13 protein-coding genes are annotated in these 11,707 nt (G+C 63.7%); 4 read left to right on the forward strand and 9 right to left on the reverse strand.

The genetic code is table 11. From position 1 onward, the window contains the following. Positions 1-37: 37 nt before the first annotated feature. Complete coding sequence (locus tag FDT80_RS08865) at positions 38-1,366, reverse strand: amidase (protein ID WP_138661928.1); 1,329 nt, start codon at positions 1,364-1,366, stop codon at positions 38-40. Between the two features lie 53 nt (positions 1,367-1,419). On the opposite strand from FDT80_RS08865, the gene FDT80_RS08870 reads away from it, so the two are divergent. After that, entirely contained in the window at positions 1,420-2,682 is a 1,263-nt protein-coding gene (locus FDT80_RS08870; protein WP_425471979.1) for an FAD-dependent monooxygenase, read from the forward strand. A 2-nt stretch (positions 2,683-2,684) separates the two neighbouring features. Here FDT80_RS08870 and FDT80_RS08875 read toward each other — a convergent pair whose 3' ends face one another. From FDT80_RS08875 to FDT80_RS08900, 6 genes are all read right to left on the reverse strand, one after another. Continuing rightward, positions 2,685-2,873 carry a Trm112 family protein gene (locus tag FDT80_RS08875; RefSeq protein ID WP_138661930.1) on the reverse strand — a complete coding sequence of 63 codons (189 nt, stop codon included), beginning with the start codon at positions 2,871-2,873 and terminating at the stop codon, positions 2,685-2,687. Then, entirely contained in the window at positions 2,870-3,514 is a 645-nt protein-coding gene (locus tag FDT80_RS08880; RefSeq protein WP_138661931.1) for an LON peptidase substrate-binding domain-containing protein, read from the reverse strand. Before FDT80_RS08880 ends, FDT80_RS08875 begins: the two co-directional genes overlap by 4 nt. Before the next feature lie 27 nt (positions 3,515-3,541). Then, the gene (trxA, locus tag FDT80_RS08885) at positions 3,542-4,456 is read right to left on the reverse strand and encodes a thioredoxin (RefSeq protein ID WP_138661932.1); all 915 of its coding nucleotides are present in this window, start codon (positions 4,454-4,456) and stop codon (positions 3,542-3,544) included. 63 nt (positions 4,457-4,519) lie between these two features. Then, complete coding sequence (locus FDT80_RS08890; RefSeq protein WP_138661933.1) at positions 4,520-5,308, reverse strand: exodeoxyribonuclease III; 789 nt, start codon at positions 5,306-5,308, stop codon at positions 4,520-4,522. 74 nt (positions 5,309-5,382) lie between these two features. Continuing rightward, a complete protein-coding gene (locus FDT80_RS08895) occupies positions 5,383-6,357 on the reverse strand; it encodes a zinc-dependent alcohol dehydrogenase family protein (RefSeq protein ID WP_138661934.1) in 975 nt (324 codons plus the stop codon). 289 nt (positions 6,358-6,646) lie between these two features. Continuing rightward, positions 6,647-7,333, reverse strand: coding sequence for a response regulator transcription factor (locus FDT80_RS08900; RefSeq protein WP_138661935.1), 687 nt, complete (start codon positions 7,331-7,333; stop codon positions 6,647-6,649). A 161-nt stretch (positions 7,334-7,494) separates the two neighbouring features. Here FDT80_RS08900 and ribA point away from each other — a divergent pair, with 161 nt between their 5' ends. Together ribA and FDT80_RS08910 are read left to right on the forward strand one after the other, a co-directional pair. Continuing rightward, on the forward strand, positions 7,495-8,583 hold the full coding sequence (gene ribA, locus FDT80_RS08905) for a GTP cyclohydrolase II (RefSeq protein ID WP_138661936.1): 1,089 nt from the start codon (positions 7,495-7,497) through the stop codon (positions 8,581-8,583). Continuing rightward, the gene (locus FDT80_RS08910) at positions 8,580-9,074 is read left to right on the forward strand and encodes a L,D-transpeptidase family protein (protein WP_138661937.1); all 495 of its coding nucleotides are present in this window, start codon (positions 8,580-8,582) and stop codon (positions 9,072-9,074) included. Before ribA ends, FDT80_RS08910 begins: the two co-directional genes overlap by 4 nt. Before the next feature lie 52 nt (positions 9,075-9,126). Here FDT80_RS08910 and FDT80_RS08915 read toward each other — a convergent pair whose 3' ends face one another. After that, positions 9,127-9,786 carry a YggS family pyridoxal phosphate-dependent enzyme gene (locus FDT80_RS08915; RefSeq protein WP_170311831.1) on the reverse strand — a complete coding sequence of 220 codons (660 nt, stop codon included), beginning with the start codon at positions 9,784-9,786 and terminating at the stop codon, positions 9,127-9,129. Between the two features lie 111 nt (positions 9,787-9,897). Then, positions 9,898-10,878, reverse strand: a complete 981-nt coding sequence (locus tag FDT80_RS08920; protein ID WP_138661938.1) for a porin — start codon at positions 10,876-10,878, stop codon at positions 9,898-9,900. 328 nt (positions 10,879-11,206) lie between these two features. On the opposite strand from FDT80_RS08920, the gene FDT80_RS08925 reads away from it, so the two are divergent. Continuing rightward, complete coding sequence (locus tag FDT80_RS08925; RefSeq protein WP_138661939.1) at positions 11,207-11,695, forward strand: DUF3576 domain-containing protein; 489 nt, start codon at positions 11,207-11,209, stop codon at positions 11,693-11,695. Positions 11,696-11,707 lie beyond the last annotated feature (12 nt).

Raw genomic sequence — 11,707 nt, forward strand, 5'->3', positions numbered from 1 at the left:
AAATCCAATCGTGTCGCGCGTCAGCGCGTCCCTGGGATCAGGCCAACGCCGCCGCGGCCGCGGCGCCCAGCCGCAACAGGGCGGCCTCGCCATTGGGCGCGCCCATCATCATCAGCCCGCAACTGGCCGTGCCGGTGGGCAGTGTCAGGGCGCAAATGCCCATCAGGTTCGCAATCCGCGTATTGCGCAGCGTCAGCAGGTTCTCGGTGACATAATAGGCGTCGTCCTCGAGCAGGCGCGCCTGATCCGGTGGCAGATTGGCCGCCGAGGGCAACAGGATGGCGTCATAGCCCGCCACCGCCCGATCATAGGCCATGCGCGCGCCCTCGAGCGTGGCCCAGGCCGCGACATAGTCGGGCGCGGAATGGTTTTGCCCCAGGCGAAACCGTTTCAGGATCTCGCCGTACATCGCCTCGGGGTTCGCTTCGATGACATCGCGCCACAGGCCGTAAGCCTCTGATGTATATAAGCATGTGGTCAGCTCCATCGCCTCGGCAATCTGCGGAATATCGATTCGGTCGATCCGTGCGCCGGCTTCTTTCAGTCGGTCGACCGCAGCCGTGAACGCCTCACGCGGGCCATCGCGCAGATCGTCAAGCGCGACCGTCTCCAGCACTGCGAAGCGCCGCCCCGCGAGGCTGGCGCCGGCCAGATCGGCGGGCGTGGTGCCTTCGAGCGCGGCCAGCATGAGGGTCGCGTCCTCGACGCTACGGGCCAGTGGGCCCACCGTGTCGAACTTGAGCGCAAGCGGCACCACGCCCTCGAGGCTGATGCGTCCTGCCGTGGTCTTGAGCCCCACAAGATCGTTCCATGCCGAAGGGATCCGCACCGATCCGCCCGTGTCAGACCCGATTGCACAGGCCGCAAGCCCGAACGCGACCGAGGCCGCGGCCCCCGACGATGACCCGCCCGGCACCGCATTTTCGTTGTTCACGCAGGGCGGCGTCGCGGTCGATGGATTGTAGCCCAGCCCCGAGAAGGCAAGTTCGCTCATATGGGTCTTGCCCAGGCACACCAGTCCCATCGCGGTGGCATTGACCAGAACTGCCGCGTCGCTGTCGGGCACCCGGCCCTCGAGCAGTTTCGACCCGGCTTCGGTGCGCACGCCCGCGCTGTCGAACAGGTCCTTCCAACTGATCGGCACCCCGTCGAGCGGAGACAGACGTTGACCCGCCCGCGCGCGCGCGGCGGCGGCGCGGGCCTCGGCCAACGCCCGGTCATGGGTGACGCGCGCATAGATCCGGTCGCGCAGCGGATGGGCGTCGATCGCGTCGAGGTAGGTCTGGGTCAGCGCCACCGGGTCGATCGCGCCCGTGGCGATCCCGCGCCCCAGGTCCGCCGCCGTCATCCAAAGCCAATCCTGCATGGTCATTCCCCCGTCGCGCTGATTTGGGGGCGACGGTAGCGACCGATACGCGCATGGACAATCCCCGGCGCGCCGCCATATTGGGATGCATGACGTATGACTGCGATATCATCATTGTCGGTGGCGGATTGAATGGCGGGGCCTTGGCGCTGGCGTTGGGCGGGGCCGGGTTTTCGGTCACGCTGATTGATGCGCTGCCTCTGGCCACGCGCAAGATGCCGGGCTTCGACGGACGATCCTATGCGCTGGCGCTGACCTCGACCCGGCTTTTGGATGCGATCGGAGTATGGGACCGTCTGGCCGACGACGCCCAGCCGATGCTGGACATCAAGGTGACGGACGGGCGCGCGGGCACCGGGCCATCGCCGTTCTTCATGCATTTCGACCATGCCGAGATCGAGGAAGGCCCGATGGGCCACATGGTCGAGGACCGCCATCTGCGTCGCGCTCTTCTGGATGCGCTGGCGGCGGCGCCGAATGTGACCCAGACGAACGGACAGACCGTCGTCGATCAGACGGTGGATGCCACCGGCGTCACGGTCATGCTCGGGTCCGGCCGGTATCTGCGCGCCAAACTGCTTGTAGGGTCGGACGGGCGCGGATCGGGCACCGCCGCGCGGGCGCGGATTACCCGCACCGGATGGGACTACGACCAGACGGCGCTGGTCTGTGCTGTGGCGCATGAATTACCGCACAACGGTGTGGCGCATCAGTTCTTCATGCCGCCCGGCCCCTTGGCCATTCTGCCCCTGACCGGCAACCGGTCCAGCATCGTCTGGAGCGAGCGGGCCGAGACTGCCGCCCGGATCGACGCGTTGGACGACGATGCCTACCTTGAGGTTCTGCGCCCGAGATTCGGCAGCTTTCTGGGAGAGATTTCGCTGGTGGGCGCACGCCACACCTATCCGCTGAGCCTGTCTTTGACGACTGCGTTGGTGGCGGATCGCGTGGCGCTGGTGGGGGACGCGGCACATGGCGTGCATCCGATTGCGGGGCAGGGCCTGAATGCCGGGTTGCGCGATGTCGCTGCTTTGGCCGAGGTCGTGACCGACGCCGCCCGGCGCGGCGAAGATATCGGCACCGCCGGTGTTCTGGCGCGCTACCAGACGTGGCGGCGGTTCGACAACACCGCGCTGGCATTGGCGACTGACGCCTTTAACAGGCTGTTTTCGAACGATAACCCGCTTCTGCGGCTGGGGCGTGATATCGGCATGGGGCTCGTAGGAAGGCTGCCCGCCCTTCGCCGGGGCTTCATCCGCGAGGCGGCGGGCCTGACCGGTGATTTGCCCCGCCTGTTGCGCGGCCAAAAGCTGTAGCCCTAGTCCAGAACGCGCGCCTCGTCGACCAGCATGACGGGGATGCCGTTGCGGATCGGATAGGCCAGACCGGCCGCCTTCGAGACGAGCTCCTGCGCCTCGGCATCATAGACCAGCGTCTGATGTGTCCGGGGACAGATCAGCGCTTCGAGCATCCGGCGATCCGCCTGAACCGTACTGTCGGTCGTCATTGCATCATCTCGCTATCCTGACCGCCCCGCAGGGCGTATTCGATCAATGTGACAAGGGTTTCACGCCGCGTTGACAACGACGGAGCCTCGAGCAGGGCCTGTTTATCCTCGGGATCGAAATCCAGCATCATCGACAGTGAATTGATCAGCAATTCATCGTCCGCCTCCTTGAGGGTTTCCCAATCCGCAGACAGATCGCGGGCATCGAAATAGCGGCCAAGAAGGTCCAGAAACGACGCCCGGGAAAAGGCCTTGTCATGCTCTTCGGGCCCCAGGTCGCGGTCGAACCCCTCCCAATTGACCTCGCAGCGGCGATAGGGGGTGAAGCCTTCGATCTCCTTGGTCACGCGAAACCGCGATGCCCCACCCAGCGTGATCAGGTATCGCCCGTCCTCGGTTTCGGAAAACTGGGTAATCCGGCCCGCACACCCGATGGAGTGCAGCCCGATGCCGGACCGGCCCGGCACTTCGTTGGGTTGGACCATCCCGATCAGACGGGTCGGCGTTTTCAGGGTATCTTCCAGCATCTGAAGGTAGCGCGGTTCGAAGATGTGCAAAGGCAGCCGCGACCGGGGCAGCAATAGTGCACCGGGCAGCGGAAAGATCGGGATCGTATCGGGCAGCTCGGTTGCTTTTATCATGTCCGGTTATCTAGCCCGCAAACCCCCTCAGGCAAATATCATCGAGCTAAGTTTTCTGCGTCCGTTCAGCATGACAGGGTCATTCGGTTTCATGGCCTCGAAAATCGTGAAAAGCTGCGTTTTTGCGGCCCCGTCGTTCCACTCGCGGTCCCGGCGGAAAACCTCAAGAAGCTGCTCGATCGCCGCTTCGACCTTGCCATTGGCATGCAGCGCCTGCGCCAGATCGAACCGCGCCTGCAGGTCGCTGGGGTCGGCCTCCACCTTGGCCTCGAGCTCTGTGACGGGGCCCGCATCGGCGGCCTGCCGGGCAAGCTGCAACTGCGCGTGCGCGGCCTCAAGCTCCGGCGCTTTGGAAATCTCGACGGGCGCGCCGTTCAGGATCGCTTCGGCCTGATCCAGATCGCCCAGAGCGATATGCGCCCGCACCATGCCGCCATAGGCCGCCGCATTCTGCGGGTCCTCGCCCAAAATCGCCGCAAAGGTCTGCGCGGCGTCGGATGCGGCACCTTCGGTCAGCATCTCTTCGGCGGCGGCGATCGCTTCGGCCATCGCGTCGCCGGGGGCTTCGCCGCCGCCCGCCTTGGCGACCCGGTCGACGAATGCCTTGATTTCGGATTGCGGCACGGCGCCCTGAAACCCGTCGATGGGCTGGCCGTTGTGAAAGGCATAGACCGTCGGGATCGACTGGATTTGCAACTGGCCCGCGATCTGCTGGGCTTCGTCGACGTTGATCTTGACCATCTTGACCGCACCCTTGGCCGCGCGCACGGCATCCTCAAGCTGAGGGCCAAGCGTCTTGCAGGGTCCGCACCAGGGCGCCCAGAAATCGACGATCACGGGCGTGGTGCGTGACGCCTCGACCACGTCTGCCATGAATGTGGCTTCGGTCGTGTCCTTGATCAGGTCGGCGTCGGGGGCGGGGCTCAGGTTCAAATCCATCATGTCGTCATCCTTGGCTCTGTGTCGCTGTCGGTTTGTATCTATATGTGCGCGGGCGGGCCGCTTTCAAAGGTCGAAGGTGGCGAAAACCGGGGCGTGATCGCTGGGTTTTTCCCAACCGCGCGCATCGCGCAGGATGCGGCTGGAATGTGCGGCGCCGGCAATGTCGGGCGTGGCCCAGAGGTGATCGAGCCTGCGGCCCTTGTCGGCCGCGTCCCAATCCTTGGCGCGGTAGGACCACCAACTGTAAAGCAGACCCTCCGGAATGTCGCGGCGCGTGATATCGACCCAATCGCCCGCCTCCTGCACCGCGCCCAGATGATCGACCTCGACGGGCGTGTGGCTGACGATCTTGACCATCTTCTTGTGATCCCAGACGTCGTCGGCGCGCGGTGCGATGTTCAGATCCCCTACCAGAATTGATTTCCCGGGGCGGCTTTCGCGAAACCAGTCACGCATTTCGGTAAGGTAATCCAGCTTCTGGCCGAATTTCTCGTTCACGGCGCGGTCCGGCACATCACCACCGGCAGGCACGTAGAAATTATGGATCGTCACGCCGTTCTCAAGCCGGGCCGCGACGTGCCGCGCGTGGCCAAGGTTCGCGAAATCCTGGTCGCCCGCGTCCTCCAGCGGCAATTTCGACAAGATCGCCACACCGTTGTATCCCTTCTGCCCGCGCGCGACCATGTGGCTGTAGCCTGCGGCGGCAAAGCTCTCGGTCGGGATCTTGTCGACCGGGCTCTTGCACTCCTGCAGGCACAGAATGTCCGGCCCATGCTCCTGTAGCAGCCTGAGGACGATCGGCTCGCGCAGACGCACCGAGTTTATGTTCCACGTGGCAAGGGTAAAGGGCATGGTGTCGCGGTCTCCGTCATCAGAATTGCGCGCACCCTAACGGTCTGCGCGCCGCTCCACCATGCCTTTCCGCCTCAGACGCCGTTCGGTGCCAAAAGCACCTTGCCAGACCGCTCGCCGGCCCAGGAATAACCGGCCGCCTGGGCAATGTCATCCAGCGTGAAATGCCGGTCCACCGGGGCGTGCAGGGTGCCTTGCGCCACCGCTTTCGTCAGCGCCCCATAGACCGCCATGCGCTCGTCCCGGGTGGCCTTTTCGAACCACAGAACCAACCAAAACCCCCGCACGCGAACGTCGCGAAAGATGATCGACGCCGCATCGAGCCGCGCCGACTGGTTCGACATGCCGCCGTAGTTGACGATGGTGCCGCCCTGGTCCAGCGTTTCGGCCAGGTGGGCAAAGGTGTCTCCCGCCACCGCGTCCACCGCCAGCTTCATTTTTGCGCCGGTTGCGTCTTTGACGCGCTTGGCCAGATCGGGGCCGTCGACCAGCACCACGTCGGCGCCGATCTCCTTGAGGCCCGCAATCGCGCTTTCACGCCGCACCACATTGACCACGTTGATCCCTCGTTCGGCGGCAAGCTGCACCAGATAGCTGCCCACGGCAGAGTTGGCAGCGGACTGGATCACCCAGTCGCCGGGCTTGAGATCGACGAATTCGCTGAGCAGCAGATGTGCGGTGGCCGGGTTCACCATCAGCATGCTGAGCTGGTCCAGGTCGCCCTCCGGCAGGGGCACCAGCGCGCGGATCGGGCAGACCGCTTCGGTCACCCACGTGCCCGACCCGGCGGGCAGCAGAACCAGTTGGCCAACTTCGATGCCATCGCCCGCGATTTCGGTGACACGGCCCAACCCCTCGTTTCCGGCGACGGCGGGCAAGGGCGGTTTGACACCGTAGTTGCCGGACACCTGGATCAGGTCCGAGGGATTGATCGGCGCACGCAGCACCTCGACCCTTGCCTCCCCGCTTTGCAGCGGCTTGCTCGGCTCTTCGACGACCTTGAGCACGTCGGCGGGGTTTCCGAATGCCTCGTATATGACTTTTTTCATTATGGGTGTCCTTTGCAAATTGGGGTGCGGTTGTTGTCAGCCAAGATGGCCCTTGCGCCCGCGTCCCGATACCCCCCTTTTCGTGACGTCACCGGCCAGGGGTGACCGGCAATCCCGACAAGGCAAAAAAAGACCGGGCACAACGGCCCGGCCAAGTCCAACAGGGAGGTGCATGCCATTACCCGGGCCTGCGCGGGGTCTTCGAACCGAGGGGCGGGTCATGAAAACCCCGTCTCTCGACTATTTCAACTCGAAGTTGAGGCAACCGTTCCCTCTTCGGAAAAACAAATCAAGCCATCAAACGATAACCGCCCGATTCCGTCACCAGCAAACGCGCATTGGACGGATCCGGTTCGATCTTTTGACGCAGGCGATAGATATGAGTTTCCAGGGTGTGGGTCGTGACACCGGCGTTGTAGCCCCAAACCTCGTGAAGCAGAACGTCGCGCGGCACGACGCCATCGGTCGAGCGATACAGAAACTTGAGGATATTGGTTTCCTTTTCGGTCAGGCGCACCTTTTTGTCATCCTCGGTGATCAGCATCTTCATCGCGGGTTTGAACGTATACGGTCCAAGCTGGAACACCGCATCCTCCGATTGCTCGTGGGTGCGCAATTGCGCCCGGATCCGCGCCAGCAGAACGGGAAACTTGAACGGCTTGCTGACGTAGTCATTCGCCCCTGCATCGAGGCCCAGAATGGTATCGGCATCGCTGTCGTGGCCGGTCAGCATCAAAATCGGGCTTTTCACACCCTGTTTGCGCATCAGACGGCACAGTTCGCGCCCGTCGGTATCGGGCAATCCGACATCGAGGATGACCAGATCATAAAGCGCTTCCTTGGCGCGGCTCATCGCCTCGGCGCCATTGCCCGCTTCGAAGACATCGAAGTCCTCGGTCATGATCAACTGCTCGCTCAGCGCCTCGCGCAGGTCTTCGTCATCGTCAACCAGAAGAATTTTCTTTAATTGTGCCATTCTTGCCTCCGTCCTTATGTTTATAGAAATGTGCCTGCCACCGGCCTTGGGCAAGGTTTGACGCCGATCTGTCACAGGCTCGTGTAGGATCACGGGCAAATGTTTCAATTTCGGCGCATAGGCCCTAGATCAGACACACCGATTGAGGACATTGTAACATCATGAGCTTCGAGCCCGATATCACCGAACGGCTGGCCCGTGCCCGCGCCGACCTGCGCATGGGCGTGCCCATCGTGCTGAACGGGCCGGTTCCAGCGTTGGTATTGGCGGCCGAGACGCTGACACAGCAGCGGCTGACCGATCTTTTGGCGCTTGGCGGCGCGCCTGTGCTGGCGATCACGCTGCGGCGGGCGCAGACGCTCAAGGCGCGGGCCTATGACGGCGATCTGGCGCGCGTGCTCCTGCCCGATGACGCCGCCCTGCCCTGGGTTCAAAGCGTGGCCGACCCCGCCGATGATTTGCGCGCCCCGATGAAGGGGCCGCTCCTGTGTGCGCGGGGCGGCGACGTGACCGCCCATCGTGCCGCGCTGGATCTGGTAAAATCGGCGCGGCTGCTGCCGGCGGCGGTGCTTCTGGATGTGTCCGACGGGGCGAAATTCGCCGCCGATCACGGCCTGACATGCCTCGCGCTGGATCAGGTCACGCCGCACCTTGCACAGCGCAGCGCCCTGCATCCGGTGATCAGCGCCCGCCTCCCGATGGAGGTATCCGAGGCCGGGCGCCTGCATATCTTCCGGCCCGAGGATGGCGGCGAGGAACATTACGCCATCGAAATCGGTCGCCCGCCCCGCAGCGCGCCTGTTCTGGCGCGGCTTCATTCCGCCTGTTTCACCGGCGATTTGATGGGCAGCCTGAAATGCGATTGCGGCCCGCAACTGCGCGCCGCCCTGGCCCAGATGGGCACCGAAGGCAGCGGCATATTGCTCTACATGAACCAGGAAGGACGCGGCATCGGGCTGGCCAACAAGATGCGCGCCTATTCGCTTCAGGATCAGGGCTTTGACACCGTCGAGGCCAACCACCGGCTGGGATTCGAGGATGACGAACGCGACTTTCGGCTCGGGGCCGATATCCTGAAGGCCATGGGGTTCACGTCGGTCCGGCTGCTGACGAACAACCCCAGAAAGGTCGACATGATGCGATCGAGCGGCGTCGAGGTGACCGAACGCGTGCCCCTGAAAGTGGGCGAGAACCGCCACAATACCGTCTATCTGGCCACCAAGGCCGCGAAATCCGGGCACCTGCTGTGACAGCCGACGATCTGGTGCTGACGCCGCGCGGCCTGCGGTTTCAGGGCCGTACCTATCCCTGCACCATCGGCAAGGGCGGATGCACCGGGCACAAGCGCGAAGGCGACGGCGCCACGCCGCGCGGGGTGCACGGAATCGTGGGCATGCTCTATCGTCCCGACCGCATCGCCCGACCGGCAGCATGGGCCAAGCCCATCCATCCCGGCGATCTGTGGTCCGACGATCCACGACACGAAGAGTACAACATGATGGTCCGCGCGCCCTATCCGCATAGCCACGAACGGCTGCGCCGCGCCGATCCGCTCTATGATCTGGTGATCCTGACCGACTGGAACTGGCCCTACGCGGTCAAGGGGCGCGGGTCGGCGATCTTCCTCCACCAATTTCGCCGCCCCGGCTATCCGACCGAAGGCTGCATCGCCCTGCGCCGCGATCACCTGCTCAGCCTCGCGCCTCGCATAGGCTACAAGACCCGGCTGATCGTTCCTTAGTCTTCTCTTGTTTCCAAGTATCCCCGCCGGAGGCAAGAAAGCTCTTCCGCGCTCAGGTCGCCTCCGGCACACGCTCTCCGAAGATCGCCGATCCGACCCGGACATGGGTGGCGCCCAATGCGATCGCGCGCTCGAAATCCCCGCTCATTCCCATGCTGAGCCCGCTCAGGCCGTTGCGGGCGGCGATCTTGGCCAGAAGCGCGAAATGCAGCGATGGTTCCTCGTTCACGGGTGGAATGCACATCAGACCGGCGACCGGCAGGTCCAGCGCGCGGCAGTCGGCCACAAAACCGTCGGCCTCGGCGGGGGATACACCCGCCTTCTGATCCTCTTCACCGGTATTCACCTGGATGAACACGTCCGGACACTGGCCCATCTCCTGCGCGAACCGGGCAAAACTTTTCGCCAGCTTGGGCCGGTCCAGCGTGTGAATGCTTTGAAACAGTTCGAACGCGGCGCGCGCCTTGTTGCTTTGCAGCGGGCCGATCAGATGCAGGTCGATATCATCATAGGTTTCGCGAAAGGCGGGCCATTTGCCCTGCGCTTCCTGCACACGGTTCTCACCGAAACAGCGGTGACCGTCGCGCAGAACCGCTTCGACACGCGCCAGCGGCTGCACCTTGCTGACCGCGATCAGGGTGACGGATCCGGGCGCGCGGCCGGCCTCGGCTTCGGCCCTGGCGATGCGATGCTTGATGTCGGTCAGACCCATGATGATGTGCTCCCTCTCGTCCGGCTTTGGAGGGCACAAGATAACATGGTCTTGGAAATGAAAAGGGGCAGACCCGAAGGCCTGCCCCAAATTCCGGTTATTCAGTTCAACTTAGAAGTTGAAGCGAACACCCAGGTCAGCGCGTGTCTCGCCGGAGATCAGCTCAGCCACACCGCCGCGGATGGATGTACCACCGCCCAGGTCGTGGTTGAAGTCGATGCCGTAGCCGGTGTCGTTGACGGAACCGTCTGTGGCGTCTGTACGGTCAGCGACATAGAGTTCCACGTTTGTGGCTGCGCCAACGTCAAAGCGTGCCGCCAGAACGACCTGGTCGCCGCCGGTGCCGTTGTCGGCAAATGCCAGCGTGACGTCTGCCGGACCAACCGAACCGCCAACCGAAGCTGTGAACTCGGTGTCGGATGCGTCGTTGCTGTCCTGGCCACCCAGAGCGAAGGTGAAGCCCGAGAACGTGTAAGCGACATAGGCTGCAACGCGGTCATTGGTGTCCGACGCGGAGATGTGCGCGGAGAAGTCACCCATGGAGTACAGGACTTCCACGCCGTTCTGGCCAGCAGCGCCATTGCCGCCGGAGGAGTATGCGTCGCCGCGGAAGTTGTACGCGGTGTAGTCATAGCCCAGACCGGTCAAGCCGAGGTCGATGGGGTACTGACCGGGCATGAATTCCAGAGCGCCGAAGATGTTGCCAACGCCGACTTCAAAGCCACCGGAGCGAGCGAAGAAGCGCACACCGTTGATGCCTGTGCCAGCAGGGCCAGCGCCATCAACCGTGAAGGTGTCGTCCGCGGTGAACGCTGCTGCGTCTGCGCCGTCGCCACGTGTTACGTTGCCGCCGATACGGTCATCGGTGTTGTTCTGCTGGATACGAGCACGGGCACCGAAAGTCACGCCTGCGTCGGATTCTGCTGTCGCGTCGATCTGGAGACGGAAACGGCTGGTGACGTCTGTGGAGTCGCCTGCTGCCGTGTCACGGTAGATCACACCAAAACGGCCGTAGCCGCCAAATGTAACGTCTGCTGCTGCAACGCCGGCGGTCGCAACCAGAGCCGTTGTAGCGAAGAGAACTTTTTTCATGAGTTTTCCCTCGGTTTTATATTCATACGCCCAAACCGGGGAATCCGGTGAGGGTATGAAGGCTGTTTCGCTTGTCCCCCCGATTTTGGCAAGGATTGGACACGGGCCAGCCGCAAAGTGGCGCCGGATGGTGCAGCTTTGCCACACCTGCCGGCGCGGCACCCCGTTCATGTCCGTGCGCATCCGCCCGGCCACAGCCAGTACGGACATATATATATAGCAACACCCCGACAGCGGAGGGGCGGGCGCGGGGGCCACCCGACATAGACCTTGCCCGCGTCCCGCCACTTGGGTAGACCAGAAGCCAAACAGGCAAAGGATAGCTGTGATGGGGCGTCTCTCCGTTTTGAAAACCGTTTTCGCGGTATCGGCACTGGTCGCGCTGGGGGCCTGCGGGTCCGGGCGCGGGCTCTTGCAGCCCGCCACCGACCGCCCGGAAACCAGCAGCCCGAACATCGGATCCCGGACCGAAGGCGAAAGCACGATCTGGGACATCTTCCGCCCGCGGAACACGGAAACAAATGTCGCGGTGAACAAGTATCTCTGGAGCGCTTCGCTCGAGGTGCTGAATTTCCTGCCCGTGCAGTCGGTCGATCCCTTTACCGGCGTGATCGTCACCGGTTACGGCACCCCGCCGGGCGGGGGGCGTGCGTACCGAGCGACGATCCTGATCGACGATCCGGCGCTCGACGCGCGCTCGCTCAATGTCGCCCTGCTGACCCAAAGCGGCCCGGCCAACGCGGCCACCGTGCGCGCGGTCGAGGATGCGATCCTCAGCCGGGCGCGGCAGCTACGGATCGCCGACAACAAGCTTTAAGCCCTATATACA

This window comes from Sulfitobacter sabulilitoris (assembly GCF_005887615.1).
In the GTDB taxonomy this organism is placed as follows: Bacteria; Pseudomonadota; Alphaproteobacteria; order Rhodobacterales; family Rhodobacteraceae; genus Sulfitobacter_E; species Sulfitobacter_E sabulilitoris.

Excerpts from the sequence above, each read along its gene's own strand:
- FDT80_RS08865 (WP_138661928.1), bottom strand. The coding sequence starts at position 1,366 with ATGCAGGATTGGCTTTGGATGACGGCGGCGGACCTGGGGCGCGGGATC.
- FDT80_RS08870 (WP_425471979.1), top strand. The coding sequence starts at position 1,420 with ATGGACAATCCCCGGCGCGCCGCCATATTGGGATGCATGACGTATGAC.
- FDT80_RS08875 (WP_138661930.1), bottom strand. The coding sequence starts at position 2,873 with ATGACGACCGACAGTACGGTTCAGGCGGATCGCCGGATGCTCGAAGCG.
- FDT80_RS08880 (WP_138661931.1), bottom strand. The coding sequence starts at position 3,514 with ATGATAAAAGCAACCGAGCTGCCCGATACGATCCCGATCTTTCCGCTG.
- trxA (WP_138661932.1), bottom strand. The coding sequence starts at position 4,456 with ATGATGGATTTGAACCTGAGCCCCGCCCCCGACGCCGACCTGATCAAG.
- FDT80_RS08890 (WP_138661933.1), bottom strand. The coding sequence starts at position 5,308 with ATGCCCTTTACCCTTGCCACGTGGAACATAAACTCGGTGCGTCTGCGC.
- FDT80_RS08895 (WP_138661934.1), bottom strand. The coding sequence starts at position 6,357 with ATGAAAAAAGTCATATACGAGGCATTCGGAAACCCCGCCGACGTGCTC.
- FDT80_RS08900 (WP_138661935.1), bottom strand. The coding sequence starts at position 7,333 with ATGGCACAATTAAAGAAAATTCTTCTGGTTGACGATGACGAAGACCTG.
- ribA (WP_138661936.1), top strand. The coding sequence starts at position 7,495 with ATGAGCTTCGAGCCCGATATCACCGAACGGCTGGCCCGTGCCCGCGCC.
- FDT80_RS08915 (WP_170311831.1), bottom strand. The coding sequence starts at position 9,786 with ATGGGTCTGACCGACATCAAGCATCGCATCGCCAGGGCCGAAGCCGAG.
- FDT80_RS08920 (WP_138661938.1), bottom strand. The coding sequence starts at position 10,878 with ATGAAAAAAGTTCTCTTCGCTACAACGGCTCTGGTTGCGACCGCCGGC.
- FDT80_RS08925 (WP_138661939.1), top strand. The coding sequence starts at position 11,207 with ATGGGGCGTCTCTCCGTTTTGAAAACCGTTTTCGCGGTATCGGCACTG.